General features: G+C 65.1%; 24 protein-coding genes. 19 read left to right on the forward strand and 5 right to left on the reverse strand.

The annotated features are described in order from the left end of the window. Positions 1-3: 3 nt before the first annotated feature. The 14 genes from IEV75_RS07510 (at position 4) to IEV75_RS07575 (ending at position 14,646) form a co-directional block, all read left to right on the forward strand. Positions 4-654, forward strand: coding sequence for a DUF938 domain-containing protein (locus tag IEV75_RS07510; protein ID WP_188451948.1), 651 nt, complete (start codon positions 4-6; stop codon positions 652-654). Continuing rightward, positions 651-1,607 carry a tetratricopeptide repeat protein gene (locus IEV75_RS07515; RefSeq protein WP_188451949.1) on the forward strand — a complete coding sequence of 319 codons (957 nt, stop codon included), beginning with the start codon at positions 651-653 and terminating at the stop codon, positions 1,605-1,607. The genes IEV75_RS07510 and IEV75_RS07515 overlap by 4 nt, the downstream gene beginning before the upstream one ends. Next, a complete protein-coding gene (gene ccmE / locus IEV75_RS07520; RefSeq protein WP_188451950.1) occupies positions 1,604-2,101 on the forward strand; it encodes a cytochrome c maturation protein CcmE in 498 nt (165 codons plus the stop codon). Before IEV75_RS07515 ends, ccmE begins: the two co-directional genes overlap by 4 nt. After that, entirely contained in the window at positions 2,098-4,026 is a 1,929-nt protein-coding gene (locus IEV75_RS07525) for a heme lyase CcmF/NrfE family subunit (protein WP_188451951.1), read from the forward strand. The genes ccmE and IEV75_RS07525 overlap by 4 nt, the downstream gene beginning before the upstream one ends. Further along, positions 4,023-4,394, forward strand: coding sequence for a cytochrome c-type biogenesis protein (locus IEV75_RS07530; protein WP_217979009.1), 372 nt, complete (start codon positions 4,023-4,025; stop codon positions 4,392-4,394). The genes IEV75_RS07525 and IEV75_RS07530 overlap by 4 nt, the downstream gene beginning before the upstream one ends. A gap of 54 nt (positions 4,395-4,448) precedes the next feature. Continuing rightward, complete coding sequence (locus IEV75_RS07535) at positions 4,449-5,663, forward strand: bifunctional alpha/beta hydrolase/OsmC family protein (RefSeq protein WP_188451952.1); 1,215 nt, start codon at positions 4,449-4,451, stop codon at positions 5,661-5,663. A 138-nt stretch (positions 5,664-5,801) separates the two neighbouring features. Continuing rightward, positions 5,802-7,283, forward strand: a complete 1,482-nt coding sequence (locus tag IEV75_RS07540; RefSeq protein ID WP_188451953.1) for a Do family serine endopeptidase — start codon at positions 5,802-5,804, stop codon at positions 7,281-7,283. 37 nt (positions 7,284-7,320) lie between these two features. After that, the gene (locus IEV75_RS07545; RefSeq protein WP_188451954.1) at positions 7,321-7,992 is read left to right on the forward strand and encodes a response regulator transcription factor; all 672 of its coding nucleotides are present in this window, start codon (positions 7,321-7,323) and stop codon (positions 7,990-7,992) included. Further along, complete coding sequence (locus IEV75_RS07550; protein WP_233351791.1) at positions 7,989-9,440, forward strand: ATP-binding protein; 1,452 nt, start codon at positions 7,989-7,991, stop codon at positions 9,438-9,440. Before IEV75_RS07545 ends, IEV75_RS07550 begins: the two co-directional genes overlap by 4 nt. 42 nt (positions 9,441-9,482) lie before the next feature. Then, a complete protein-coding gene (locus IEV75_RS07555) occupies positions 9,483-12,353 on the forward strand; it encodes a bifunctional [glutamine synthetase] adenylyltransferase/[glutamine synthetase]-adenylyl-L-tyrosine phosphorylase (protein ID WP_188451955.1) in 2,871 nt (956 codons plus the stop codon). Positions 12,354-12,423: 70 nt separating this feature from the next. Beyond that, entirely contained in the window at positions 12,424-13,017 is a 594-nt protein-coding gene (locus IEV75_RS07560; RefSeq protein ID WP_188451956.1) for an EF-hand domain-containing protein, read from the forward strand. 56 nt (positions 13,018-13,073) lie between these two features. After that, positions 13,074-13,694 carry an RNA polymerase sigma factor gene (locus IEV75_RS07565; protein ID WP_267905772.1) on the forward strand — a complete coding sequence of 207 codons (621 nt, stop codon included), beginning with the start codon at positions 13,074-13,076 and terminating at the stop codon, positions 13,692-13,694. Then, positions 13,691-14,116, forward strand: coding sequence for a hypothetical protein (locus tag IEV75_RS07570; protein ID WP_188451957.1), 426 nt, complete (start codon positions 13,691-13,693; stop codon positions 14,114-14,116). The genes IEV75_RS07565 and IEV75_RS07570 overlap by 4 nt, the downstream gene beginning before the upstream one ends. Next, positions 14,113-14,646, forward strand: a complete 534-nt coding sequence (locus IEV75_RS07575) for a periplasmic heavy metal sensor (protein ID WP_188451958.1) — start codon at positions 14,113-14,115, stop codon at positions 14,644-14,646. Before IEV75_RS07570 ends, IEV75_RS07575 begins: the two co-directional genes overlap by 4 nt. 1 nt (position 14,647) lies before the next feature. Here IEV75_RS07575 and IEV75_RS07580 read toward each other — a convergent pair whose 3' ends face one another. From IEV75_RS07580 to IEV75_RS07595, 4 genes are all read right to left on the reverse strand, one after another. Then, entirely contained in the window at positions 14,648-17,131 is a 2,484-nt protein-coding gene (locus tag IEV75_RS07580; RefSeq protein WP_188451959.1) for a sensor histidine kinase, read from the reverse strand. Positions 17,132-17,242: 111 nt separating this feature from the next. After that, entirely contained in the window at positions 17,243-17,797 is a 555-nt protein-coding gene (locus IEV75_RS07585) for a hypothetical protein (RefSeq protein ID WP_188451960.1), read from the reverse strand. A gap of 134 nt (positions 17,798-17,931) precedes the next feature. Beyond that, a complete protein-coding gene (locus IEV75_RS07590; RefSeq protein WP_188451961.1) occupies positions 17,932-18,858 on the reverse strand; it encodes a DUF4349 domain-containing protein in 927 nt (308 codons plus the stop codon). A gap of 102 nt (positions 18,859-18,960) precedes the next feature. Beyond that, on the reverse strand, positions 18,961-19,227 hold the full coding sequence (locus tag IEV75_RS07595; protein WP_188451962.1) for a hypothetical protein: 267 nt from the start codon (positions 19,225-19,227) through the stop codon (positions 18,961-18,963). 206 nt (positions 19,228-19,433) lie between these two features. On the opposite strand from IEV75_RS07595, the gene IEV75_RS07600 reads away from it, so the two are divergent. The 4 genes from IEV75_RS07600 (at position 19,434) to flhB (ending at position 21,916) form a co-directional block, all read left to right on the forward strand. Further along, on the forward strand, positions 19,434-19,727 hold the full coding sequence (locus IEV75_RS07600) for an aspartate decarboxylase (protein ID WP_188451963.1): 294 nt from the start codon (positions 19,434-19,436) through the stop codon (positions 19,725-19,727). 84 nt (positions 19,728-19,811) lie between these two features. Beyond that, positions 19,812-20,075, forward strand: a complete 264-nt coding sequence (gene fliQ, locus IEV75_RS07605; protein ID WP_188451964.1) for a flagellar biosynthesis protein FliQ — start codon at positions 19,812-19,814, stop codon at positions 20,073-20,075. Between the two features lie 7 nt (positions 20,076-20,082). Continuing rightward, the gene (gene fliR / locus IEV75_RS07610) at positions 20,083-20,841 is read left to right on the forward strand and encodes a flagellar biosynthetic protein FliR (protein ID WP_188451965.1); all 759 of its coding nucleotides are present in this window, start codon (positions 20,083-20,085) and stop codon (positions 20,839-20,841) included. Positions 20,842-20,848: 7 nt separating this feature from the next. Next, positions 20,849-21,916, forward strand: a complete 1,068-nt coding sequence (flhB, locus tag IEV75_RS07615; protein ID WP_188451966.1) for a flagellar biosynthesis protein FlhB — start codon at positions 20,849-20,851, stop codon at positions 21,914-21,916. On the opposite strand, the gene IEV75_RS07620 is transcribed toward flhB, so the two are convergent. Continuing rightward, complete coding sequence (locus IEV75_RS07620) at positions 21,913-22,347, reverse strand: VOC family protein (protein ID WP_188451967.1); 435 nt, start codon at positions 22,345-22,347, stop codon at positions 21,913-21,915. The two genes, flhB and IEV75_RS07620, sit on opposite strands and share 4 nt — an antisense overlap. A 202-nt stretch (positions 22,348-22,549) precedes the next feature. Here IEV75_RS07620 and IEV75_RS07625 point away from each other — a divergent pair, with 202 nt between their 5' ends. After that, a complete protein-coding gene (locus IEV75_RS07625) occupies positions 22,550-25,132 on the forward strand; it encodes an ATP-binding protein (RefSeq protein WP_188451968.1) in 2,583 nt (860 codons plus the stop codon). The last annotated feature ends 107 nt before the right edge of the window (positions 25,133-25,239 follow it).

Consider the following 25,239-nt stretch of genomic DNA (forward strand, 5'->3'; position numbering starts at 1 on the left):
AGCATGACCGGTTCATCACCCATCGCCCTTGAGGATCGCGGCCAGACGGGCGCGCGTATGAGTTCGCCGAGCGCGGGCCGGAATCGTGATGTGATCGCCGCCGCGCTCGCCAGCGTTTTGCCGCAAGGCTCGCGAGTGCTCGAAATCGCGAGCGGCACAGGCGAGCATGCGCTGGCGTGTGTGACTGAACGCACAGACCTCCATTGGCAGCCCAGCGACCCTGACCCGGCATCGCGGGCCAGCATTGATGACTGGGCGCGCGAGGCCGGTGGCCGCATTGCGCCGGCGCTTGATCTGGACACGCAGCAATCAGGCTGGTGGCAGGCTGTTCCTCTGCCGCTGTCTGCGGTGTTCTGCGCCAACATGATCCATATTGCGCCGTGGGAAGCGGCCGAAGGGCTCGTTGCAGGCTCGGCAGCGCTGCTGGAAGAGAGCGGGCAACTGGTCCTCTATGGGCCGTTCCTGGAAGGCGACGCCACGGCGCCCTCCAACCTCGCCTTTGATGCCAGCCTGAAATCGCGTGACCCGCGCTGGGGTGTGCGAGCGAGGGATGAGGTGGAAGCACTGGCCGCCAGTTGTGGTTTTGCTCTTACCCAGCGGCTGGACATGCCCGCCAATAATCTGGTTCTGGTCTTTGTGAAGGGTGCGCCATGATTGCCTTGACGCTGATTATCGCGGCGTTGGGCGTTGGCGTGGCGATGTGGATCGCCTCGCCGCTGGCAAAGGGTGCCGGTTCACCGGTGCACCGCCTGGTGGCATTCGGCGTCATGGCCGTACTGGCGGTTGGCGCCCTCGGTGTTTATCTGGCCGGTGGCCAGCCGGGCCTTCCCGGGCAACCTTATGCGGATACCGAAGCCCGCCTGGCGGCCATCGCGCCGGAAGACCTTACCGGCGAGGAGCAGGAGGAGCGTCTGCGCGCTATCGTCCGCCGCGAGCCTGGCAATCCCGAAGCGCTGGCCATGCTGGGCCGCTTCCTGGCGTTTGACGGGCGGTATCTCGAAGCGATCGCCATGCTGGAGCGCTCCGTCCGGGTGCAGGAAGACGCGCGGGTGCTTTCCGACCTCGGTCAGGCTCTGGTCAATCTCAACGAGGGTACTGTCACGCCTGAAGCCGGGCGCGCATTCGCGGCCGCGATGGAGCTGGATGACAGCCTGCCCGAACCCGCCTTCTTCATGGGTGCAGCCGCCTATGATGCCGGCGACCGCGAAGCGGCGCTGCAGTATTGGGCGGGCATTGCCGGTCGCCTGCCCGCCGACGATCCTTTCCGTCAGGCAATAGCGGTGCGCGCAGCCGATCTGCTTTCGCGTCCGGCAGGGGGGCCGCAGGCGATCGATCCTGATGTCCTTGATCCGGATGAAAGCCCGGAAGCGATGGTGTCACGAATGGTCGCAGGGCTGGAGGCTGGACTTGAAGCAGATCCGGGTGATTTAACCCGCTGGATGGTCCTGGCGCGTGTGCGCGCCGTCCTGGAAGACCGCGAAGGCGCCCGCGCAGCGATAGCCGAGGCCCGGGCCCGCGCTGGCGATGACGCCGGTATCGGCGCTATTCTTGATGCGCTTGAACGTGCCGGCGGTCTGGAGCCTGAAACAGAGGGTGAAGAAGAGTGATTAAGGCGCGCAAACGTCTATGGGTGGTGCTGGCATCAGCCGGCGTGCTGGTTGCTGCCGGTGTGCTGGCCGGCTTTGCCTTGCGCGATGCCATGACGTTCTTTCACTCGCCTGCCATGGTTGCTGAAAGCCCGCCCTTGCCGGGCCAGCGCATCCGGGTTGGCGGGCTGGTGATCGAAGGGTCAGTCGAGCGTCCTGCATCGGGCGGCGCCAGCTTTTCGGTAACCGACACCGTTGCCGATATCCGTATCACATACGCCGGTTCCCTGCCCGACCTGTTCCGTGAGGGGCAGGGCATTGTCGCTGAAGGCGCTTTTGAGGAAACCGGTCTGTTCGTCGCCAGCCGCGTGCTGGCCAAGCACGACGAAGCCTATATGCCGCCGGAAGTGGCATCCGCCCTCGCCAGCGCCGAGGCGCAAGGCGCGCTGCCGGGCAGCACCGGGCGGGATGCGTGGGCGCTGGGACAGGCGCGTAGCGCGCAAGGCCGTACATGATTGCCGAGCTTGGCCGATTTCTCATTGCGCTGGCCCTGATCGCCTCGCTGGCGCAGATGGCACTGAGCTGGGTAGGCGCCAGCCAGGGCGGGCGTTCGCCCTACGCATTGGCAGGCAGAACGGCGAGCCTTGCGGCGTTGCTCACCTCTGCGCTGGGGTTTGCGCTGCTGATCGCGGCCTTCATCCAGTCTGATTTTTCAATCGCTTATGTGGCCGGGCATTCCCATGTCGACAAGCCGCTTTTCTACAAGGTCACGGCGGCCTGGGGCGGACATGAAGGCTCGATGCTGCTCTGGTGCCTCATCCTGGCGCTCTTCGGTTATGGCCTGACGCGGGTGGGTCCGGCCGAGCCGGCTTTCCGGGCGCGCGCTGTCAGCCTTCAGGGCCTTCTGCAGACGCTCTTCTTCGCGTTTCTGGCGTTTGCCTCCAACCCGTTTGACCGGCTGGACCCGGCACCGCTGCAGGGACGTGATCTCAATCCGATCCTGCAGGACCCGGCGCTCGCCATTCACCCGCCACTCCTCTATCTGGGCTATGTGGGCCTGTCGGCGGCTTTCGCCATCGCAGCGGCAGGTCTGATCCAGAAGACATCGGGACGCGATATTGCCCGCGCGCTGCGCCCATGGGCTCTAGGCGCGTGGGCGAGCCTGACGGCGGGGATCTCGCTGGGGGCGTGGTGGGCGTATTACGAGCTTGGGTGGGGCGGCTGGTGGTTCTGGGATCCGGTGGAAAATGCCAGCTTCATGCCCTGGCTGCTCGGTGCGGCACTGGTGCATTCGGCCATCGCTACCGAAAAGCGCGGGGCATTTCCCGGCTGGACGGTATTCCTCGCACTTCTGGCTTACGTGCTCTCCATTCTCGGTGCCTTCCTGGTGCGCTCCGGCGTCATCACCTCAGTGCATGCCTTCGCGCTGGACCCGGAGCGCGGGGTGTGGATTCTCGGCATGCTGGGTGTGTCGGCCGTTGCCGGATTTGGCCTGTTCGCAGTCCGGGCAGGATCGCTGGGCGAGGGGGACGGGTTTGAACCGACCAGCCGCGAAGCCTTCATCGGGGCAAACAATCTGCTCCTTGCGGCCGCTGCCGGTGTGGTTCTTGTTGGCACGCTCTATCCGCTGTTTGTGGAGATGCTCGGCGGTGCGCCGGTCTCGGTCGGCCCGCCCTATTTCGACGCCGCTGCCACACCCTTGCTGGTCCTGACGCTGCTACTGATGCCGGTTGCGCCCTTCCTGCCCTGGTCGAACGGAGGGGCAAAGCCCGCCCTTGAACAGATGCGCGCAGCGCTCCTGCTGGTGCCGGTTGCGCTGGCGGGGGGTGCCCTGATCTGGTTTGGCGCGCCGGTTCTGGCGGTGGTAGGCGGGGCACTGGGCGTCTGGGCGATGGCCGGTGCCACGATGGATATCATCACATCCTATCCACTGGCGCAGACGCGGGCGCTCAAATTTGCCGCTGCCGGGCGGGCCATGGCCCATGCCGGGGTGGGCTTCATTGCGCTTGGCGCTGCGGCTGATGCTTCGCGTCCGCCGGATGTGAACAGTGCGCTGGCGCGCGGCGAAAGCATCCGGATCGCTGGCAGCACGCTCACCCTCACCGAGGTGCGCCGCGCCGACGGCCCGAACTATCTGGCGGATCGCGCCACGCTCGCGGTGTCGGACGGGCGCACAATCAGCCCGGAGCGGCGTTTCTACTGGGCGGCTGACCAGCACACGCGCGAGGTCGGGCTTGGCTCGTCCATCACCGGCGATCTCTATGTCTCCATCGGAGAGGCGCGCCCGCGCGAGGATGGCAGCGCCGCTTATGAAATCCGGGCGGCCTTCCACCCGCTGGTCTGGATGCTGGGCCTGGGCGCGAGCCTGATTGTCCTCGGCGGATTTTCCGCGCTCACCGCGCAAGTTCTCACGCGCCGCCGGCGCGAGGTGCAGCCATGATCGCCGCACTGCTGATAGCGCTCGCGCTGCAAGCCGGGCCTGAACTGCCTCCGGCCGACGAGGCGCGTGCGCAAGGCCTGATGCGCGAGGTGCGCTGCATGGTGTGCGCGGGCGAGTCGGTGCTGGATTCCAGCGCGCCCATGGCCGGTGACATGCGCCGCTTCATCCGCGAGGAAATCGCCGCCGGGCGCGAGGACGAGGCCGTACGCTCCGCACTGGTCGCGCGCTTCGGCCATGAAGTGCTGATGCGCCCGCCGGTCGAGGCGCGCACCATGCCGCTCTGGCTGGCGCCGGTGATCTTTCTTCTGCTGGGCGGTGCGCTGCTATTCGCCAGCATGCGCCGCAAGCCCGGCAAGGACGGCTTGTAAGCGCCCTCCGCTTGCCGGACACTCGTTTACAGCGAGCAGGCAAGGATTTGGGCGATGCGTAGTGAAAAGCTGGAATTTGAAGGCAGCCAGGGCGAGACACTGGCGGCGAGGCTGGACCGGCCGAAGGCGCCGCCACGCGGCTACGCCCTGTTCGCGCACTGCTTTTCCTGTTCGAAGGAAACGCTCGCCGCTTCGCGTATCGCACGGGAGCTGGCGTCGCACGGCATTGCGGTCCTGCGCTTTGATTTTACCGGGCTCGGCCAGTCCGACGGCGAGTTTGCCAACACGAATTTCTCATCCAACATCGAGGATCTCGTGCGCGCTGCGGACCATTTGCGGGAGAGGTTCGAGCCACCTTCCATCCTGATCGGCCATTCGCTTGGCGGTGCGGCGGTGCTGGTCGCGGCGGCAAAAATTCCCGAAATCAAGGCGGTCGTGACCATCGGCGCGCCAGCGGATGCGGCCCATGTCGAGAAGCAATTTGCCGATGATGTGGACACCATCCGCCAGACGGGCGAGGCGCGCGTACAGCTCGCTGGCCGCCCCTTCACTATACGCAAGCAATTCCTTGACGACATTGCCGGGCAGAACGTGCTCGAAGCGGCCAAGGGGCTGAAAGCTGCGCTGCTGGTCACGCATGCGCCGCGCGACGAGATTGTCGGCATCGACAATGCCACGCGGCTGTTTGTGGCTGCCCGGCATCCGAAGAGCTTCCTCAGCCTGGATGATGGCGATCATCTGCTGAGCGGCGCGGCCCACGCCGCCCACGCGGCCAAGGTCATCGCGGCCTGGGCGGAACGCTATGCGCTGAACGATCCGTTACCAGCTCCGCCAGCCTCGCCGCCGGGCCATGATTCAGCCCTCGTGCAGGAGACCGGGAAAGGCGCATACTTAGGCTGGGCATCGACGGGCGAAGCGCGTTTCCTCGTTGATGAGCCGGAAGAGCTTGGCGGGTTTGATGCGGGTCCGGCACCCTATCAGCTTCTCTCGACCGCGCTGGCAGCGTGCACCACCATTACCTTGCGCATGTATGCGGGCCGCAAGAACTGGGCGCTGGGGCGCATATCGACCGAGGTTACGCACGCCAAGTCAGACGCGGACGATGACCGTCCCGCCCGCGATGTCTTCACCCGGATCATTTCGGTTGAGGGAGGCCTGAGCGCAGAGCAGTCGGAGAAGCTTGTCGAGATCGCGAACAAATGCCCGGTGCACCGGACGCTGGAACGCAGTTCCCATATCGACACGGCCTATGCGGCTGATGGTACCTGACCCCCTTTATCATTACAGCTTCGTCACCATTTGGTAATAGAGCGTAGAGCCTGACCCGTTCATGAACGCGGTCAGGGACGATTTGGCTCTGCTCTTGCAGGCGGAGCCTGAACACACCCAAACGCCAGAGGATTTCTCATGTTGTCACCGCGCGCCTTCCGTTCGCTTCTGATCCCCGCCCTGCTTGCGGGCAGTGTCTGCCTGATGCCAGCCGAGTTCACACCCGGCGCATCGGCCCAGACCGCCAGAAGCGCCGCTTCCATGCCGCCGGGCACGCCGATGTCCTTTGCCGACCTGATCGAGCGGGTCAGCCCGGCGGTCGTGTCGATCGAGGCTGCGGGCAGTGTCGATCCGCGCGGCGTGCCGGACCTGTCAGACATACCGCCCCAGTTCCGCGAGTTTTTCGAGCGTTTTGGCGGGCAGGGCGCGCCAGCCCAGCCGCGCGAGCGCCGGTCGCAAGGGTCTGGCTTCTTCATTTCATCTGATGGTTTGCTGGTGACCAATGAGCATGTCATCGCCGGTTCCAGCGAGATCACTGTCACGCTGGCTGATGGTGCTGAATTCTCCGCCGAAGTGGTGGGCCGCGATGCCGCGACGGATATCGCGCTCTTGCGTGTTGACGGCGAGGGCCGCGAGTTCGCCCATGTCAGCCTTGACCGCACGCCCTCCATCCGGGTTGGCGACTGGGTTGTCGCTGTGGGCAACCCGTTCGGCCTTGGCGGCACGGCAACGGCCGGCATCGTCTCGGCGATTGGCCGCCCGCTGGGCAACACCCAGCTGTACACAAACTTCCTGCAGATCGATGCGCCCATCAACCGGGGCAATTCGGGCGGTCCGGCCTTTGACCTCAACGGCAATGTGGTGGGCGTGAACTCGGCGATCTTCTCGCCCACGGGCGGCAATGTCGGTATCGGCTTTGCCATTCCGTCCGACCTCGCGGCGTCGGTGGTTGACCAGCTGATCGAAGGCGGCGAAGTGCGCCGCGGCTATCTGGGCATTGCCCCGCAATCGCTCACACCAGATCTGGCTGAAAGCCTGGGCCTGCCGCGCGACCGGCGCGGCGTGCTGGTGGCCGAAGTAATCGCCGGAACACCGGCGGCCGAAGCCGGCCTGCAGAACGGTGATGTCATCATCCGCATTGATGGCCAGACGGTGAACGAGCAGCGTGAGCTGTTCCAGCGCATAGGTTCGGTGCCGCCCGGTGAGCGGGTCGAATTGCGCGTGATCCGCGACGGCCGTGAACGCACGATCCGTGTTCGCCTCTCGGAGCGCCCGGATGCCGGCACGGCGTCATCGACGCCTGAAGTCCAGCCGTCGCGCAACGAAGTGTTCGGCATGACCCTCGCTCCGGCCGATGACGCGGCGCGCGAGCGGGTGGGTGCCAGCGGGAATCGCGGCCTCGTGGTCAGTGCCGTGCGCGCAGATTCCGAAGCGGCGCGGCGCGATATTCGCGCTGGCGATGTCATTCTGGAAGCGGGCGGGCGCGATGTCAGCAGCGTGGATGATTTGCGGGCGGCCGTGACGGCTGCGCGCGAGAGCAACCGCAATGCTGTGCTTGTTCTGGTGGCCCGGCAGCAGGGCGGTGTGCGTTATGTCGCGCTCCGGCTCGATGCCGAATAAGGCTGCGTAATCACTATCTGGATCGGGAGTTCCGGGCATGCGCGTTCTCATCATGGAAGACGACAAGCAGGTGGCGGCGTTCATGTGCCGGGGCTTGCGCGAAGCCGGGCATGTCTGCGACGCAGCCCATGACGGTGAGGATGGCCTGGAGATGGCGCGGGGCGGCCAGTACGATGTGCTGGTCGTCGACCGGATGATGCCGCGCCGGGACGGGCTTTCGGTCATCGAGACCCTTCGCGCCGAAGGTATGGCAACCCCGATCCTGATCCTTTCCGCGCTGGGCGAAGTGGACGACCGGGTGGACGGGCTGAAGTCCGGCGCCGACGATTATCTGGTCAAGCCGTATGCGTTTGCCGAGCTGCTGGCACGGGTCGAGGTCCTGGCGCGCCGGCGCGATCCGGGCTCGGTCCAGACCCAGCTCTCCGTCGGTGATCTGGAGATGGATTTGCTGGCGCGCACGGTAAAGCGTGGCGGGGAGGACGTATTGTTGCAGCCGCGCGAGTTCCGCCTGCTGGAATTCCTCATGCGTCATGCCGGACAGGTGGTGACGCGCACCATGCTGCTGGAAAAAGTCTGGGACTACCATTTTGACCCCCAGACCAATGTGATCGACGTCCACATTTCCCGGCTTCGCTCGAAGATCGACAAGCCGTTCGGCTCCACCATGCTGCACACGGTGCGCGGGGCCGGTTACCGGTTGCAGGCGTGAGCGACGCGCCTCATTCCAACCCGGTTGCGGGCGGCGGGTATGTCCTGCCGCCCTTCATGCGGACCACCGCGTTCCGGCTGACGCTTCTGTCGGCAGCGCTGTTCGCGTTTTCCAGCTTCGTCATCCTGGCGCTGGTCTATGCGGCGACCGTGACGGCCGGCGTGCGCCGGGCGGATAATGCCATTGCGCAGGAAAGCGTGGCCATTGAGGCGCGTTTCCGCGCCGAGGGCGTAGCCGCTGCCAACCGCTATATTGTGCAGAGTTCGGTGGCTGGCGGCGAGTTCCTCTACCTTCTGAACCAGCCTTCCGGCCGGCGCCTTTCGGGCAATATCTCCAACCTTCCCGCCACACAGCCAGACGCGCAGGGGCGCGTGCGCTTTACCTATGAGCGCGCACCGCTTGGCGGACAGTCATCAGCAGAGCCCGGCCGGGCGGCGCGTGGACTGATCAGCACGCTGGAAGGCGGGTATACGCTTTTTGTCGGCCTCGATGTCGAAGATGAAGCGCGCTTCGTGACCTATATTCTGAACGCCGTGCTGATTGCGTCGGGACTGGCCGTGGCGATGGGTATTGTGTCCGGAGCCGTGGTCAGCCGCCGGTTCTCGCGCCGCCTCGACGATATCAACGCAGCGGCGCGCGAAGTCATGGCAGGGCGCCTGCAGACACGTGCGCCGCGGAACTTTTCCGGCGACGAGCTGGATGATCTGGCTGCAAACTTCAATGACATGCTCGACCGGGTGGAGCGGCTCATGCAGCGCATGCGTTCAGCCGGTGATTCCATCGCCCATGATTTGCGCCTGCCGCTGACACGCATGCGTGGACGGCTGGAGGCAGCGCTTGTGGAGGCGGGAGATCTCGCCGACCGGGAGGCTGCGCTGGCACAGGCGGTTTCCGATTCAGACGAATTGCTGAAAACCTTCAACGCGGTGCTGTCGCTGTCGCGGCTGCAGACAGGTGAGCGGCGCCGTGCGTTTGAAACGCTTGATCCGGCCGAGATCATTGCCGATGTCGCCGAGCTCTATGAGCCGGTGTGCGAGGAAACCGGCCATGATTTTGCGATGGATGCCAATCCCGGCCTGACCATTATGGGTGACCGGGAGCTTGTGGCGCAGGCGGTGGCCAATCTTCTCGACAATGCCATCAAGTATACGCCGGCTGGCGGGGCCATCATGCTGCGTCTTCGGTCCACGTCCCGCGGTGAGGTGGAAATTTCCGTAACGGACACCGGACCGGGCATCCCGCCCGAGGAGCGCCCGCGCGTTCTGGAGCGTTTCGTCCGCCTGGAAGCCAGCCGCAACCTGCCGGGCGTGGGCCTTGGCCTGTCGCTGGTCCATGCGATTGCGGAGGTCCATGGAGCCGAGCTCACGCTCGATGATGGGCCGGGCGGTGTGGACGGGTCCGGACCGGGCTTGCGGATAGCCTTGCGCTTCCCGCCTCCGCGCGAGTGAGGCGCTTGCCATTGGCCACCGGGGCAGGCCAGTTTGCGTACCATGAGCGCCCCCCTTTCCCAGCGAATAAGAGTAAGCCTGCCCGTTATTGATGCGGGCGCGGCGCAACAACGTCGCGACCGGGTGCCGCCAGCGGCGTTGTCGCCCTGGCCTTGCGAGTTTCTGGATGCGGTCATGTCGGCCTCGCCCTATCTGGCAAGGCTGATGGAGCGGCGTGCGGACACCTTGCAGGCGCTGGCTTCGGATACTCCTGAAGCGCTGTGTGACAGGGCGTTTGCCCGCGCGCGTTCGGCAGCGGACTGTGACAGCGAGGCGGACGCCATGCACGCCTTGCGTGAAGCGAAGATGGACATCCATCTGGTCGCGGCGCTGGCCGATCTCGCCGGCGCCTGGAGCTTGCGCGAAACCACTGCCATCCTGTCATCCTTCGCCGATGCTGCCCTGCAGGGGGCGCTGGGCTTTGCCGCGCGCGACATGGGGCTGGCAGGCGAGGACGGCACGCTGCCCGGATTTGCCGTGCTGGCATTAGGCAAGCTTGGTACGCAGAGCCTCAATTACTCGTCAGACATCGATCTTGTAGTGATCTGGGAGGCAGAGCACTTCACTGTGCCCGAAGGCAAGGAGCCGCAAAAGCTGGCCACCCGCCTGACCCAGCGCCTCGTGCGCCTGATGAGCGAGATGACGGCGGAGGGCTATGTCTTCCGCACCGATCTGCGCCTGCGTCCCGACCCGTCCTCCACGCCGCTCGCGGTGAACGGCGATATGGCGCGCCATTATTTCGAGGCCGTCGGCCAGAACTGGGAAAGGGCCGCCTATGCCAAGGCGCGCGCTGTAGCCGGCGATATAGAGGCAGGAGAAGCCTTCATTGCCGATCTGGAGCCCTTCATCTGGCGGCGCACGCTGGACTTTGCCGCGGTGGAGGACATCCGGGCGCTGGCCAAGCAGATACAGGCTGTCGGCAACCGGGCGGAGCTGAATGTGGCCGGGCACGATGTGAAGCTGGGCCTTGGCGGGATACGCGAGGTCGAGTTCTACGCGCAGGTATTGCAACTGGTCTTTGGCGGGCGAAAGCCTGACTTGCGTGTCGCGGGCACCCTGTCGGCGCTCAAGGCATTGAGCACGGCCGGGCTGGTGGATAGTGATACGGCGCGGGTGCTGACCGACAGCTATACCTTCCTGCGCCATGTCGAGCACCGTATCCAGATGCTGGAGGACGAGCAGACCCAGACGCTACCCGAGGAGGACGGAGCGCGTGCGCGCGTTGCCGCCCTTGCCGGCTATGGTGAGCTGGATGCGTTTGATGCGCGGGTGGCCGATACGTTGCGCGCGGTCCACAATGCCTTCACCGAGCAGTTCGAGGAAGGCGAAAGCCTTGCCACCCATGAAGGCAGTCTTGTTCTGACAGGTGTGGAGCCGACACCCGATACGCTCGAAACACTTTCCCGGCTGGGCTTCTCCGATCCGGTACGCATCTGGCATCAGCTTTCGGGCTGGGCGGCGGGCCGGGCGCGGGCTGCGCGCACTGAACGCGCCCGCAGGCTGTTTTCCCGCCTCGCCCCCCGCCTGGTGGAGGCCATTGGCGCAACAGGCGATGCCGATGCGGCCTTTGCCCGGTTTGCGGCCTTTTTCGAAGGCCTGCCGTCCGGGGTCCAGCCCTTGTCGCTGCTTGCGGCGCATCCGGCATTGGCCGACGAGCTTGTCACCATTCTGGGCCTCGCGCCGAACTTGGCTGACGAGATCGGCAAGCGTCCGGCGTTGCTCGACGTGATGCTGGAGCCCAGTTTCGCGGCGCCGCTGTCAGAGACCGGGCCGGCAAGCCAGGATGCGCTGGCCGAGCGTCTGGCGCGCGGTGAAAGCTTCGAGGACGCGATGAATGTGGCGCGGCGCTTTGTCCGCGAAGAGCGATTGCGCATCGGCGCCCAGCTCCTGCGTGGCCGGGCGGGCGCCAGCGACGCCGCACAGGCCTATTCCCAGCTCGCCCGCCACAGTGTGACGGCCATGGCGCAAGCCGCCGGGCGCGAGATGGAGCGGCGCCACGGCGCGGCGCCCGGCCGCTGGCATGTGCTGGGCATGGGCAAGCTGGGCGGCGGGGAATTGTCGGCAGATTCCGATCTTGATCTGATCGTGGTTTACGAGCCGGAAGCCGAATATTCCGATGGCAGCCAGCCTCTGGAAGCGCCGGTCTGGTTCACCCGGTTTACCCAGCGCCTTGTCTCGGCCCTGTCGGCTCCCACCGAGGAGGGGGCGCTTTATCCGGTCGACCTGGCCTTGCGGCCCTCCGGCTCTGCCGGACCCGTAGCGGTCGCATTGAAGCGGTTTGAGACCTACTATCGTGACGAGGCGTGGGTGTGGGAGCGCATGGCGATGACGCGCGCCAGCCTGGTTGTGTCCAGCGGCGGCGATGCGGCCATTTCCCTCGCCATTTCAGATGCCGTCAACGCGCACGCCCTGAGCGAGGCGGAGGTTTGCGCCGCCGCGGCGGACATGCGTTCCCGGCTGGAACGGGACAAGCCGGCAGCGTCATCCTGGGACCTCAAGCTGCGTGAGGGCGGCCTGCTGGATATCGAGTTTGCCGCCCAGACGGGACTGGTGGCGCGGCGGCTGGGACCGGAACCGTCCACACGCAAGGCGCTGGAATTGCTTGCCGGCAAGGGTTGGCTCGAGGAGCCAGATGCGCACGTCCTGCTGGAAGCGCATGCGCTCTACGAGGCTGTAACGCAACTGACCCGTTTGGCGCATGGCAGCGGATTTGATCCGCAAGATGCCAGCGATCCTTTCGCGCGGCGGCTGGCCCAGGCAGCTGGCTGCCCCAGCCTTCCGGCGTTGAAGGCGCGCGTGGAGGATCTCGCGGGCAAGACAAGATCCATATTTATCAATGTGATAGAAAAAAGGGCATCGCCACGCGACGGATAGGGCTGGCTTGCTTCGTTTGAGAAGGTGCAGAGGGACAACTGCTCACCGAAACAATCGGAGTTACGACGCAATGAAAACCTCCCTGAAATTTGCCGCTGCCGCGCTGGCGCTCGGCTTCACATCCGTACCGGCTGTGTCCGTCAGCGCTGTTGCGCAAACCGAAGTGCAGGAGACCGAGGCCGGCGAGCGCGGTGAACGCCGCGGCCATCGCTGGCGCCACCGTGGTCCGCGCGGCAACCCTGAAGCCTTTGCCGAGCGTCTGGCCAGCATGGATGCCAATGGCGATGGCACGATCACCCGCGCCGAGTTCCAGGCCCGTCACAACGCCATGTTTGATCGTATGGATGTGAATAATGACGGTGTTGCCAATGCCGCTGACCGCGAGCTTCTGCGCGAATTGTGGGTCGAATTTGCTGCCGAGCGCGGCGTGGATGTCGGCGACGGCCATCATTCGGGCCGCCATGCGGGCCGCCGGGGCTCTGATCGCGAGATCAGCCGGGCCGACTTCGAAGCGCGCGGCAATGCCATGTTTGACCGCTGGGCCGGTGAAGGCAATGATTCCGTGACGATTGCGGAGATTCAGCAGCGCATGGCGGACATGCGCGCGCAGCGCGGTGAACGGCGTGAAGGCGGCGAACGCCGCTGGCGGCGCGGCCGCGACTAGACCGGTTAGAAGGCCAATCTGTCAGGGAGGCGTCCATCCGCCCGGTTCTGCAGGTCATTACCGGCTCGGCAAAAGGCGCTGTCCCTGACAGTGACCTGTCCCTGGCGCGCGCGCTCGCGCAAGGCGACAGCGTTGCCATGCAGGCGTTTGTCGCCCGCACACTGCCGCGGATCACCGGCACGGCCTGGCGCCTTCTGGGCGACCGCAGCGAGGCTGAAGATGTGGCACAGGAGACCTATCTGCGGGTCTGGCGCAATGCCGAACGCTGGAAGCCGGGCACGGCTCGCTTCGATAGCTGGGTCATGAGAATTGCGGTCAATCTTTGCTATGACCGTCTGAGAAAACGCCGCGAAATCACCCTGCCTGACGGATATGACCGGGCCGGAGGAGAGGCAGATGCAGACAATGTGCTGGCGGGAAAAGACAGCCAGCAAACAGTGCGTGCGGCAGTGGCCGGCCTGCCGGAGCGCCAGCGGCTTGCGCTCGAGCTTTGTCATTTCCAGGAGCTGGGCAATATCGAGGCGGCGGAGATAATGGAGGTCAGTGTGGAAGCGATTGAATCCCTGCTTTCCCGGGCGCGGCGCAGCTTGCGCCAGCGGCTGGCAGAAGACGCAGCTGACTTGATGGGCGCGTTGGCCAGGGGGCGAAGCAGTCACAGCCCGGGGGAGCCGATATGATGGACCAGACGCGATTTTCCGAGCTTGTTGCTGCCTATGGCGCGGATCCGAAGCGCTGGCCGGATGCGGACCGTCCTGGCGCGCTGGCATTTATGGCAAGCCAGCCCGCTATCGCCCGCGAGCTCAAAGCGGATGCGGGTGAGCTGGACGTGCTGCTGGAAGCGGCGCGTGCCGCGCCGCCCTCTGCCGGCCTTGCGGGGCAGATACTGGCCACCGGGCAGGCCCAGACGCGGTTTGCCCCGCAATGGGCGCGGCTGGCAGCGGTACTGGCGCTCAGCGCCGGGCTGGGGCTTGGCTGGGGCGGCGCGAGTCTGAGTGGCGGCGGCCAAGGCGAGGCGGCCTACGCGCTGGCATTCTCGAGCTTCAGTGAGCCCGCCTATGAAGAGCTGGTCGACTTTATCGAGGACGAGGTGCGCCGATGAGCTGGTTGCAGGGGCGGCGTTTCTGGATTGCCCTTCTGGTGGTCTCGCTGGGGGTTAATGGCGTGCTGGCGGGTATACTGGCCCAGCGCACGCTTGCGCCTGCCAGCACGGCCCGCGAAGGGGGGGCTTACGTCCACGGCAGCAGCGGCTTCAACCCGCGGGCATTTGTGGCAGCCCTGCCGGAAGAGCGCCGCGAGGCGGCACGCAGCGAGCTGCGCGCAGGCCTGCGCGAGTTGCGGCCGCTTTTTGGCGAGATGATTGCGCGCCGGCGCGAGATGAATGCGCTGTTGCGGGCGGAGGAATTGGATGAGGCGGCCATGCTGGCGCTGACAGCGGAAATTCGCGCCCTTCGCGTACAGCTCGATGCCGCTGGCGAGGCCGTGATCCTCGGAATCGTGTCCGACCTGGAACCGGAGGCCCGCGGCGCTGCTCTGGAGGCGGCCTACTCACCGCGCGGCCGGGGCATGAGACGCGGTGACCGGACCGAAGGGGAGCGCCGCCGTCATTACCGGGGCGAACGGTCCGAATAGACTATTCCGCGGCCTCGGTGACCGCGCCGGCATCGTCATGGCCATTGCCTTCCGGCTGAACCTGATGCCGCGGAATGGTGAAGGAAATCGTGGTGCCCTTGCCCAGCACCGAGTCGATACGCAGCTCTCCGCCATGCAGCTCCACCAGCGATTTGGAAAGGGCCAGGCCCAACCCTGAACCCTGATAGCTCTTGGAGTGCTGGTTCTCGATCTGCTCGAACGGGCGTCCGAGGCGCGGCAGGTCTTCCTCCGCGATGCCGATACCGGTGTCGGCAACCTGCAGGACAATGCCGTCAGCGGCCTCGAAACCGCGCACGATCACCCGCCCGCCATCGGGCGTGAACTTCACGGCGTTCGACATCAGGTTCAGCATTATCTGCTTGAGCGCGCGCGGGTCGGCTTCAACTTCGGGCAGATCACCGCACTCGGCGCGCAGCTGCAGGTTCTTTTCCTGCGCGCGAGCGCCGACAATGCGGATGCACTGTTCGATGATGGCGGCCGGATCCAGCGGCTCCGTCTGCAAGGTGAGCTTGCCCGCCTCGATCTTCGACATGTCCAGAATGTCGTTAATGAGCGAGAGGAGCAGCCCGCCCGAATTATGGATGTCGCCAGCATATTCGATGTAGCGGTCGTGACCGAGCGGCCCGAATATCTGTTTCTGCATCATCTCGCTGAACCCGATTATGGCGTTCAGCGGTGTGCGCAGCTCGTGGCTCATATTGGCCAGGAATTCCGACTTGGACCGGTTGGCTTCCTCGGCGCGCAGCTTCTCCTCATGGTGGCTCTTGGCCAACTCCCTGATCTGCTGGGACGAGGCTTCCAGCTCGTTATAGGACTGGCGCAGCCTTTCCTGATTGTCGCGCAGCTCACCCTCCTGCTGCTTGAGCAGGGTGATGTCGGCGCCGACGCTGACAAGCCCGCCATCGGCGGTCTGGCGCTCCGAATAATGCAGCCAGCGCCCGTCGTTCAGTTCCATCTGATAAGAGTCGCCGTCATTTTCGCTGGTATGCACATCCGCTATCGAGCCCGCAGCCGCCGCTTCAACCGCTTCATAGGCCATGCCGGGACGCAGGGACCCCTCCGGCAGGTTGAAGAAATCCCGGAATTTGCGGTTCCAGAGCACCAGACGGCGGCGTGAGTCCCACAGGGCAAAACTCTCGGTCATCGACTCCAGCGCGGCCCGCAGCCGGGTTTCCGCGGCCAGGACACGCTTTTGCGCGCCCTTGCGCTCTGTGACATCAATCGCCACGCCGACAAGGCGCCGCCCCGGCCCTGCGCCGTCTATGGCAAGAGGGCGGCCGCGCATCTGCACCCAGACCGCAAGATTCTGCGCGCGCACCTCGAGATCCACCTCCTCCGCCCGTGATGCCGCACGGATGGCGGTGCGCAGGCGCGACCGGTCCTCATTGGACAGCAATTGCAGGAAGTCGGCACCCGACATGCTGGCGGCATCAGCCAGACCCAGCATGCGGGCAAAGGAGTCGGTTATGAAGACCGCGTCGGTTTCCAGATCCCAGTCCCATACGCCGCAGCGCGCGCCTTCGATCGCCAGACGGAAACGGCGCTCGGAATCGTGAAGGCGCGCTTCGGCCTTTTTCAGCGCACCGGTCTGCATCAGCAGGACGACATAGAACGCGATGGCGGTGAACAGCGGTCCGAAAAAGAGCAGGGCATGGAAGATGAGGGTCATGTTCCATGCCACAGCGTCCAGTCCCGCCGGGCCGACCGCGTAGACATACAAGGGCGCATCACGCAGCCGGGCCACTCCCAGTACCTGCTCGGTCTCGCCCAGGCGCGCGCCGGTCATCGCGCCCCCGCCGGAATCGCCCAGTGCCCGGACATCCGCGCTTTGCAGGCCGAAGCGTTCGGCGGCCAGCGGTGCCCCGGAAACCGGTGCTTCCGGGTAGAGCGCGAGTGTGCGGCCCACGGCATCGGTCAGAACTGCAATGCGGGCTGCGCCATCGGCGCTGACCAGTTCGGACGGGCTGGCAAATGCCAGCAAGGTGCCCACCCGCCCGTCGGGTAGGGGAACGGGCGCGGCCAGAACGACATGGGCGCTTTCCCCGGTTATGCCTGCCACCCATTGCGGCCCGCCAAGGGCTGCGTCGGCCGCGGCGGCCAGATCGGACGGCAGGCGTCCGGCCGTCAGTGGCGCGCTGTCAGGCAGCCATAGCGCAGCGCCTGACACATAGGACGAGGCGGTTATGGCTTGCACGATGGCAAGCTGTTCCGGCTCATCGACCGGGCGCGAAAGGCTGCTGGCGGCAAAGCCCAGGGCGCCGCGAATTTCCGACAAACGCCCCGACACGCTTTCGGCTATGAAAGCCGCGCTGCGGGCCTGACGGTTCTCGGCCTCGGCGCGGGCCGATGTCCACTCCATCTGCAATTTGGCCCAGATGACGGCACCGAAAACACCGGCAAAGACGACCAGGAAGATCAGCACCAGACGGGACAGGCGCGCGCGGCCGGTGGCAGGCCCGTCCATGGCCAGCCGTCCGGGCTGATGCCGTATGTCGGCATTGCGCGCTTTCCGGGCTCGAATCATCGCTCCCAGAATAGGGTTGCCGCCCCGTAAACGTCCAGCGCTGCGAAGGTATTATTCGGCTGCCTGAGCGGCCGCGCTTCCCGGCTCTCCGGGCCTGGCGCGCACGGTGCGGACGGTCTCGGACATCTGGCGGGCAAGGCCCACCAGCTCGGGACCGCATTCGGGATTGTCGGCAACAGCGCGCGCCATGGCTTCGGCCAGCGCCAGAAGGCGTGGGGCCTGTGCAATCAGGCGTGCCTGTGTCTCGATGCGGTGCGGATCGCGGTCATATTCGGCGCCTGGCGTACGCCAGCCGCCCCAGTTCTGCTGGTCGGTGACCACGACGGGATAGGTGCCGGGGAAGGGGTGATGGGCGCATTCTTCCGGCGTCTGCCATTTATTGGCCGCGCGCAATATACGCCAATTGCTGCCGGTGCTCTCTCCGCCGCTGTCTTCAACGGCCAGCTCGTGTGCCTGGAAGTCGCGGCCCAGCCCGCAATCATAGAAGACCTTCACCGGCTCTTCCACATCGCGAACCCATTGCGGCTTGACTTTCTCGACCAGCGCCCAAGTGCCGACGGGATGGACGAACACGCGCTGGTGCTTGTGAAAGATGGCCTTGGCCATGACAGGCTCCGCTGCTTCTCGCCCGGCAGGCGAAATCGCAGGCACAATACACCGGCCGGTTTAGGGTGGCGTTAAGGAGCATGGTTAACGCGCCGTTTGCACGGGCATGCAAACGGCGCGTCGGGAGCTCCCGGCTAGGACGGTTGTTTCGCCGCCTTCCTGCGTTTGCGGCGGATCAGAAGCCAGCGGATCAGGAAGACCGCCGGTATGAGGATGATGAGCCATGGCAGGATCATGGCGACAAACAGGATCACGGCTGCGACACCTTCCGACAGCGTGTCGGTAAAGTCTTCCAGGGCATGCATGATCGGATTGAAGCGCACCGGCGATGTCTGGCTGACAATGGGTTGGTAGTGCAGCGTCAGCCGTGAGGTTTCCACCCGTGTGCGCAGGGCTGCGATGACGCTGGCGCGGGCATCGATATCGGCCTGCACGCGGGCAAGCTCGCGTTCGACTGCCAGAATGTCGCTCATCGGACCGTCAGCCGTTTCCAGCAGTCCCTGCAGCCGGTCGCGCAGTGCCGTCTGGGCGGCCAGGCGGGCTTCTCCGTCGACGATCTGGGTGGTGAGATCCTCTACCGAGGTGTTTTCGCTCTGGATATTGCCACCCGCCTCGCTGACCTCTCCGGCGAGACCTGCGCGAAAATTTGCGATCCAGTCGGGCCGGGCGCGGATTTCCAGCGAGCCCGACGGGCGCTCGCCCTCGGGGTCATTGATGGTGGCGCTGATCACCCGGCAGACATTGCCACCGGCTGCGGCGCACGCGTCCTGATGGGCGGTGTGAACGTCCGCCAGCACACGCGCGGGAAGGCGCAGGCCGTAATTGTGCGAGTAGGCCAGCAGCGCGCCCTGCTCGGGCTCGGCGCTGCCGCCTCCGGCCTGACTGACGGCCGAGGGCGGGGGTGGCGCGGGAGGGGGCGGCGAAGCTGCCCGGCCCGCCACCGCGTAGTCAGCGCTCGTTTCGTAGGCCGGCAAGCCCCCGTCCCGGTACTCGGTCTCACCACTACATGCAGCCAGGAGAAGGCTGAGAGCGGCAATTACCGCTATCTTGTGCACAAACATAAGCTGAACTCCCCGGATTTCAGACGTTGAATAGTCCCGGGAAGAATGTGCATGTGTGATTGTGGCAAGCGCAAGACGGCCTTGCCCGGTTGACCTTGAATGTCAGACCAGTTCGCCGGTCAGTCTCTGCCTTTCCAGAGCCAGGGCGCCGCGAATAAGGATCACGGTCAGCACCACTGCGCCGATGCCGGCGAGCACTTCGCCGATCTCGATGGCCAGCATTGGCAGATGCAGGGTCATGCCCAGCGCCCAGATCACGGCTGCAACTGTGAGAAAGCCGGTAACAGTGATGAAGAGCGAGCCGGTCACAGCTGCGACGATGGCATACAGGGTAAGCCGCGCCGGTGACGCGGCGGTCTCGGTAGTCATGGGGAACTCCAAACAAAAGAACGCTCAAAAAATGGTGCGCGCGGGCCGCGCGGGTGTCCGCTGCGCAGCAATATATTTGGCGATGAACGCGCCGGCGGAAAAGAGGCGATGTGCGCAAATGCCCCGGGCGAGGGAATCGGGTAGACGTTGAGGATTGATGCGGCTGCAGGCAGGGCCGCGCGTCCCGGCAGGAAAGGGTTGAAACAATGAGTGATGCACCGCTTGGCTCGAAGGCCAATCCCTCGCAGTTCGACTGCCTGCCGGATCTCGCCGACGATGAACCCTATTTCGTGATCCGGGCCCACGATCCGTTGTCCAACGCGCTGGTCGAGCTGCACGCCTATATCGGCGCCGGGCAGGCTGGTGCCGCCCATAACAAGCTGGCCGAAATCATGGCGCTGACATCGGAGCGTCCGCCGCGTCCGTCGGGCTCGCCCAAGTACCGGGAAACGTTTGCTATTTCCGGTTCGATGGAGCGCTGGCGGCGCGATAACGCCTGAGCCAGGTAAATATCCGTTTAACCTTTCTTAACCGGCGCAATGGCGTCTGGAGCGGGGCAGAAACGCCAGCAGGAGCCTGACAGGATGACGGGCGCGGAAGTACTTGATGTCGGCCGTGAGGCGATCTGGACCATGCTCGCCATGGCCGCCCCGATCATGCTTGTAGGGCTGGCGGTCGGCATAATCATCGCGCTCTTCCAGGCGCTGACACAGGTGCAGGAGATGACGCTCGTCTTCGTGCCGAAAATATTCGCCATCTTTCTCGCGCTGGTGGTCTTCATGCCGCTCATGGGGGCTGTGCTGGGCGCATTCATGACCAATATCGCGGACAGAATCGCGGCAGGCTGACCCTGCCATGGTCATCAGCTTCGATCTTCCCGCCATTGTCTTTGCTGCCGCGCTGGTGTTCGCCCGCATGGGTGCGATCCTCATGCTGCTGCCGGGTTTCGCCGAGCCTGGCATTCCCATCCGCATCAGGCTGTCGTTCGCGCTGGCGTTTTCCTTTGCCATCGGACCTGTCGTCGCGCCAATGCTGCCCGCGCAGCCGGAGACGCTTGGCGGGCTGGCGGGCTTCGTTGCGGGCGAGGTTGTCATCGGGCTGATGATCGGCGGCGTGGCGCGCATGTTGCTGGCATCCGCATCCGTGGCAGGCCAGGTAATCGGCTATCAGAGCGGGCTTGCCATGGCGCAGGCGTTCGACCCGGCCCAGGGGCAGACCGGCGCCCTGCCTGCCACCTTCCTGAACCTGCTTTTCATCGTGCTGATCTTCACGACCAATCTGCATCATCTGCTGCTGCAGGCGGCAGCGGGGTCCTACATGATGATGCCGGCAGGTCAGGTGCCGATGTGGGGCGATGCGGCGCAATGGGCCGTGGATATCTTCATCAGTGCCTTCAATATCGGCATCCAGCTGGCGGCGCCGTTAATCCTGTTCGGACTCATCTTCTATCTGGGGCTCGGCGTACTGTCGAAAATGATGCCGCAAGTGCAGATATTTTTCGTCGCCATGCCGGTCAACATCCTGATCGGCTTCACGATCTTTGCGCTGGCGCTCGGCACGATGGCCATGGTCTGGCTGGAGCGTTTTGAAGCCTTCACCGCAACGCTGATGTGAGGGTCACATGGCAGAAGGTGAAGACAAGAGCGAAAAGACCGAGCCGCCAAGCCAGCGAAAGCTGGACAAGGCACGCGAGAAAGGTGACGTCCCCAAATCGCAGGAGATTCCGGCCTGGTTCATCCTGGCGGCGGGGCTGGGGGTGCTTGCCGCATTCGGACCGTCCATGGGCGCAGGGCTGACACGCGAGCTGTCGGTCTTCCTGTCGCAACCCCACGAATTGTCGCTGGACAATACCGGTGCGCTGACACTCACCATGGCGGCGGTGATGAAGGTGTTGCTGGTCATGGGGCTGGCTTTTGGCGCAATCATTGCCGCGGCGCTGGCCGGCCATTTCGTGCAGCACGGGCTGATCTTCACCACATCGAAGCTTGAGCCCAAGCTCAGCAAGCTGAACCCGGTGGACGGCGTAAAGCGCATTCTCGGCCCGCAGGGCTGGGTGAACTTCCTGAAAGGCCTTGCCAAGATGACACTGGTGGCCATCGCCATCACCATCGTGCTGTGGCCGCGTCAATCCCTGCTGGCGGGCCTGCCGGCGGTGGCGCCGGGACAATTGCTGGTCCTGTTCCGCGAGATCGCCATCCAGCTCATGCTGGCCGCGCTGGCCGTGTTCGCGATCATCGCGCTGGCCGATTACATCTTCCAGCGCCAGCAATTCTATGATCGCAACAAGATGAGCCGGCGCGAGATCCGGGACGAGTTCAAGGAGTCCGAGGGCGATCCCATGGTGCGCGCGCGCCTGCGCCAGATACGTCAGGAGCGGGCCCGAAAGCGGATGATGGCCGCCGTGCCGGACGCTGCGGTCGTGATCACAAACCCGACCCACTATGCCGTGGCGCTGAAATACGAGCAGGGCATAACGGCGGCGCCAGTTTGCGTGGCCAAGGGTGTGGAAGCGGTGGCGTTGAAAATCCGCGAGATCGCCGAGGAGCACGGCGTCCCCATCGTGGAGGATCCGCCGCTGGCGCGCGCCCTGCACGCCAGCGTCGATCTCGACGAGGTCATCCCGCCGGAACATTTCGCGGCGGTCGCCAAGGTGATCGGCTATGTGCTCTCGCTGAAAAAGCGGCGCTAGGAATAGCTCACCACCTCGTACTCGATCCCGTCCCAGTCCTCGAAATAGAAGCGCTGACCGGGCTCGTAATCTGCGTGCGCGTAAGGTTTGAGGCCTTGCGCGGTGACGCGGCCTTCTGCGGCGGCGAGATCGGTCACCTCCACACCCATATGATTGAGGGGCCGGCTTTTCGCCCACACCTCCGCCTTTGCCGGCGGGCGTGGCGGGTAGAGCGCGACATAGCTGTGTTCCCCGCCGACATGCAGGCCGATGCGGCCGTCGGGTTCGAGGCCGCGCCAGCGTTCGCGCCAGCCAAAGACCGCTTGCAGCATGGCGCTGGTGCGTTCGGGGTCAGAGACGGTGAGATTGATATGTTCCACACGGGCTTCGCTGGAACGGGCGGCAGGTGGCAGGCGGCGGTCTGCCAGTAAAAGCTGGTGCAGTGGACTCATGGAGCGATCCTTGTTTCTGCTGAAGTGCGCATAAAGCGGATCATCTGTGTGCAACCTCAACCAAGGTTGAGATCAAGCGCATCTGGATCCGGGAAGCAGCGCACCCGTTACCGCAGAAGTTTTCGTCAGGGCGCGGAAAACTGGTTAACCTGAATCGGTCAAACCAGAGGCCGAATCGCTTTTCCCCGCACGGAGTGCCGTGATGACTGACGCCCCCGCCCGTACCGACAAGGCCGCCAAGGCAAATCCGAAGGCCGAAAAAGCCCGGCGCGAGCCTGTTTCGGTGCGTGAGCAGTCGCTTCCCAAAGAGCGTCAGAGCCGGATCACGCTGCTGGCGCGTACGGTGTTCTGGATATCAGGCCTGCTGGCGCTGGGCGCGGCGGGCTTTTCGCTAATTGCTGCCTCGACAGCAGGCTGGCACGGATTTGTACTGCTGTCGGGTATAGCCTTTGTGGCCTTCATCCTGATGTTTGCGCTGGCCGCCGGAGAGAGCGCTGCGCGCTCGCTTCGCATCGAACCGGCAGTGAGGCCCAAAGCCGACGCGCTGGTCAGTGCCGCCATTGATGCGGCGGGCGAGCCCATTCTCATCACCGATACGCGCGGCCGAGCGGTCTGGGCGAATGGTGCCTACCGCAAGCTGGCAAAGACGGTGATGCCGCTGACGGCGGGCATTGCCCTGCCGGCGCCGGACCGTCTCTGGCCGGGCAGTTCGGGCGGGGCACTCTACCGGCTGTCACGGGCAGCCGCATCAGGCGAGGCGGCGCGTGAAACCCTTACGGCGCTGGGCGAGTCCGGGGGCGGTGTGTACAGCGTATGTGTGGACCCCGTTCCCCAGGGCGGCGCCCTGTGGCGGTTTGCCGAAGTGCGGGCGGGCGACACGCTGGAAGCTGAAGCCGGCACGCCGGACTGGGCCGAACATGCGCCGGTGGGACTGTTCCTGGCCGATGGTGAGGGCCGTGTGCTGGCCGCAAATGCTACCTTGCGCGCCTGGCTTGACGTGCCGGAAGGGCAGGCATTGAAGGTGAAGGATTTCCTGGCCGGTGACATGGCGAAGGGCTTCCTGAAGACCCGTAGCGAGAAGGGCGTGGTGCGCCTTGATGCGCGCCTTCTCGCCCGGGAGGGTGTTGAAAGCCCGATCACGCTGGCGGTCGAATGGGATGAAGGGCGGCCTGCGCGGGCGCGCGCCGTGGTTTACGGGCTGACGGCTGCGGGCACGCCGCCTGGCGTCGCCCAGATGATCGCCCAGCACACGGGCGGGCGTACAGGCCGCACGTTCGACGACATGTTTGCCAGCGCGCCATTCGGCGTGGCCCGCCTGGACGGGGCAGACCCCACCAGCTCGATCATCGAGGATGCCAATCCGGCGCTGGTTCAGCTGTCGGGCGGGGCGGCCCTGCCGGGCGTGGCGTTTGAAGCCCTGTTCGACTGGAGCCATGGCGACAGCGCCGATGCCGCCTTTGCCACCGCCATGTCCGGGCGGAGCGAGCCGGTGGCTCTCAAGCTGAAATCTTCAGGCGGCCTGCGCGATGTGCACCTCTTCCTGTCGCCTGCGCGCTCCGGCAAGCGGGCCGCCTATGTGGTGGACATTACCGCGCTGCGCGAGCTGGAAGGCCAGTATGCACAGGCGCAGAAGCTGAAAGCCGTTGGCGAGCTGGTGGCGCGCGTCGCGCACGATTTCAACAATTTCCTGACCGCGATCCGGCTCAATACCGACAACCTCCTGCTGCGCCATCCGGTCGGCGACCCGACCTATCCTGATCTTCAGAACATTAATGGGGTGGTCGCGCAGGCTGCCGGGCGCATCAAGCACTTGCTTGCCTTCGCCCGCAAGCAGACCCTGCGCGTCGAAACGGTGGACCTGACCGAAACGCTGGCAGACACCGTGCATCTGGTGCGCCAGAGCGTGGAAGAATGGATGCGCGTGGAAGTGCGCCACGGTCGCGACGTGCCGCTGGTGCGCATCGACAAGGACGAGCTGGCAAACGCGCTGATGAACCTTGCCACCAATGCGCGCGATGCGATGGCCTCCAAAGGCCGGGGCACGCTGACCATATCTACCGAGGCGGTGGATGCCGCGGCGGTCCGGTCCGCCGGGGCACCCGACGCCAAGGAGGGCCCCTGGGCCGCAATCCACGTTACCGACGAAGGTTCGGGCATGGATGAGGATACGCTGGCCAAGATATTCGAGCCATTCTTCACGACGAAGGAGCCGGGCAAGGGCACAGGGCTTGGCCTCGCCACCGTGTATGGCATCGTAAAGCAATCTGGCGGTTTCCTGTTCGCGCGGTCAAAGCCGGGGGCGGGCACCACATTCTCGATCTACCTGCCCGGCCACACGCCAGATGCCGAGGAAATTGCCAAGACCGAGGCCCGCAAGGCCGAAGTGCCGGTTCAGCGCAAGCCTGCTGACCTCGCCGGACGCGGGCGCATACTGCTGGTTGAGGATGAAGCGCCGGTACGCACCATCACCGCTGCGACCCTGAAAAAGCGTGGTTACGAGGTGGAACAGGCCGAGGATGGCGAGGAAGCGCTGGAAATTCTCGAAGAGCGTCCGGGCGAATTCGACCTGATCATATCTGATGTCGTGATGCCGGGGCTTGATGGCCCCGGACTTCTCAAGGCCGCTGCGGACCATCTCGGCAATGCCCGGGTGATCTTCATCTCCGGCTATGCCGAAGAACATTTCTCCCATACGCTCTCGGCCGATCTCGATATATCCTTTCTGCCCAAGCCCTTCAGCCTCGAGGCGCTGGCCCAGAGGGTGAAGGACGAGCTGGGGCGTTAAACAGGATAACCGGCGGCCGCACTGGGCCGCCAAAATGTTCCTCTTGTGTTCCGTGAACAAATCCGGTACAGATTCCCTCAACGCAGCGCAATTGCCGATCCGGGCGA

This window comes from Glycocaulis albus, assembly GCF_014639075.1.
GTDB classification, from domain to species: domain Bacteria; phylum Pseudomonadota; class Alphaproteobacteria; order Caulobacterales; family Maricaulaceae; genus Glycocaulis; species Glycocaulis albus.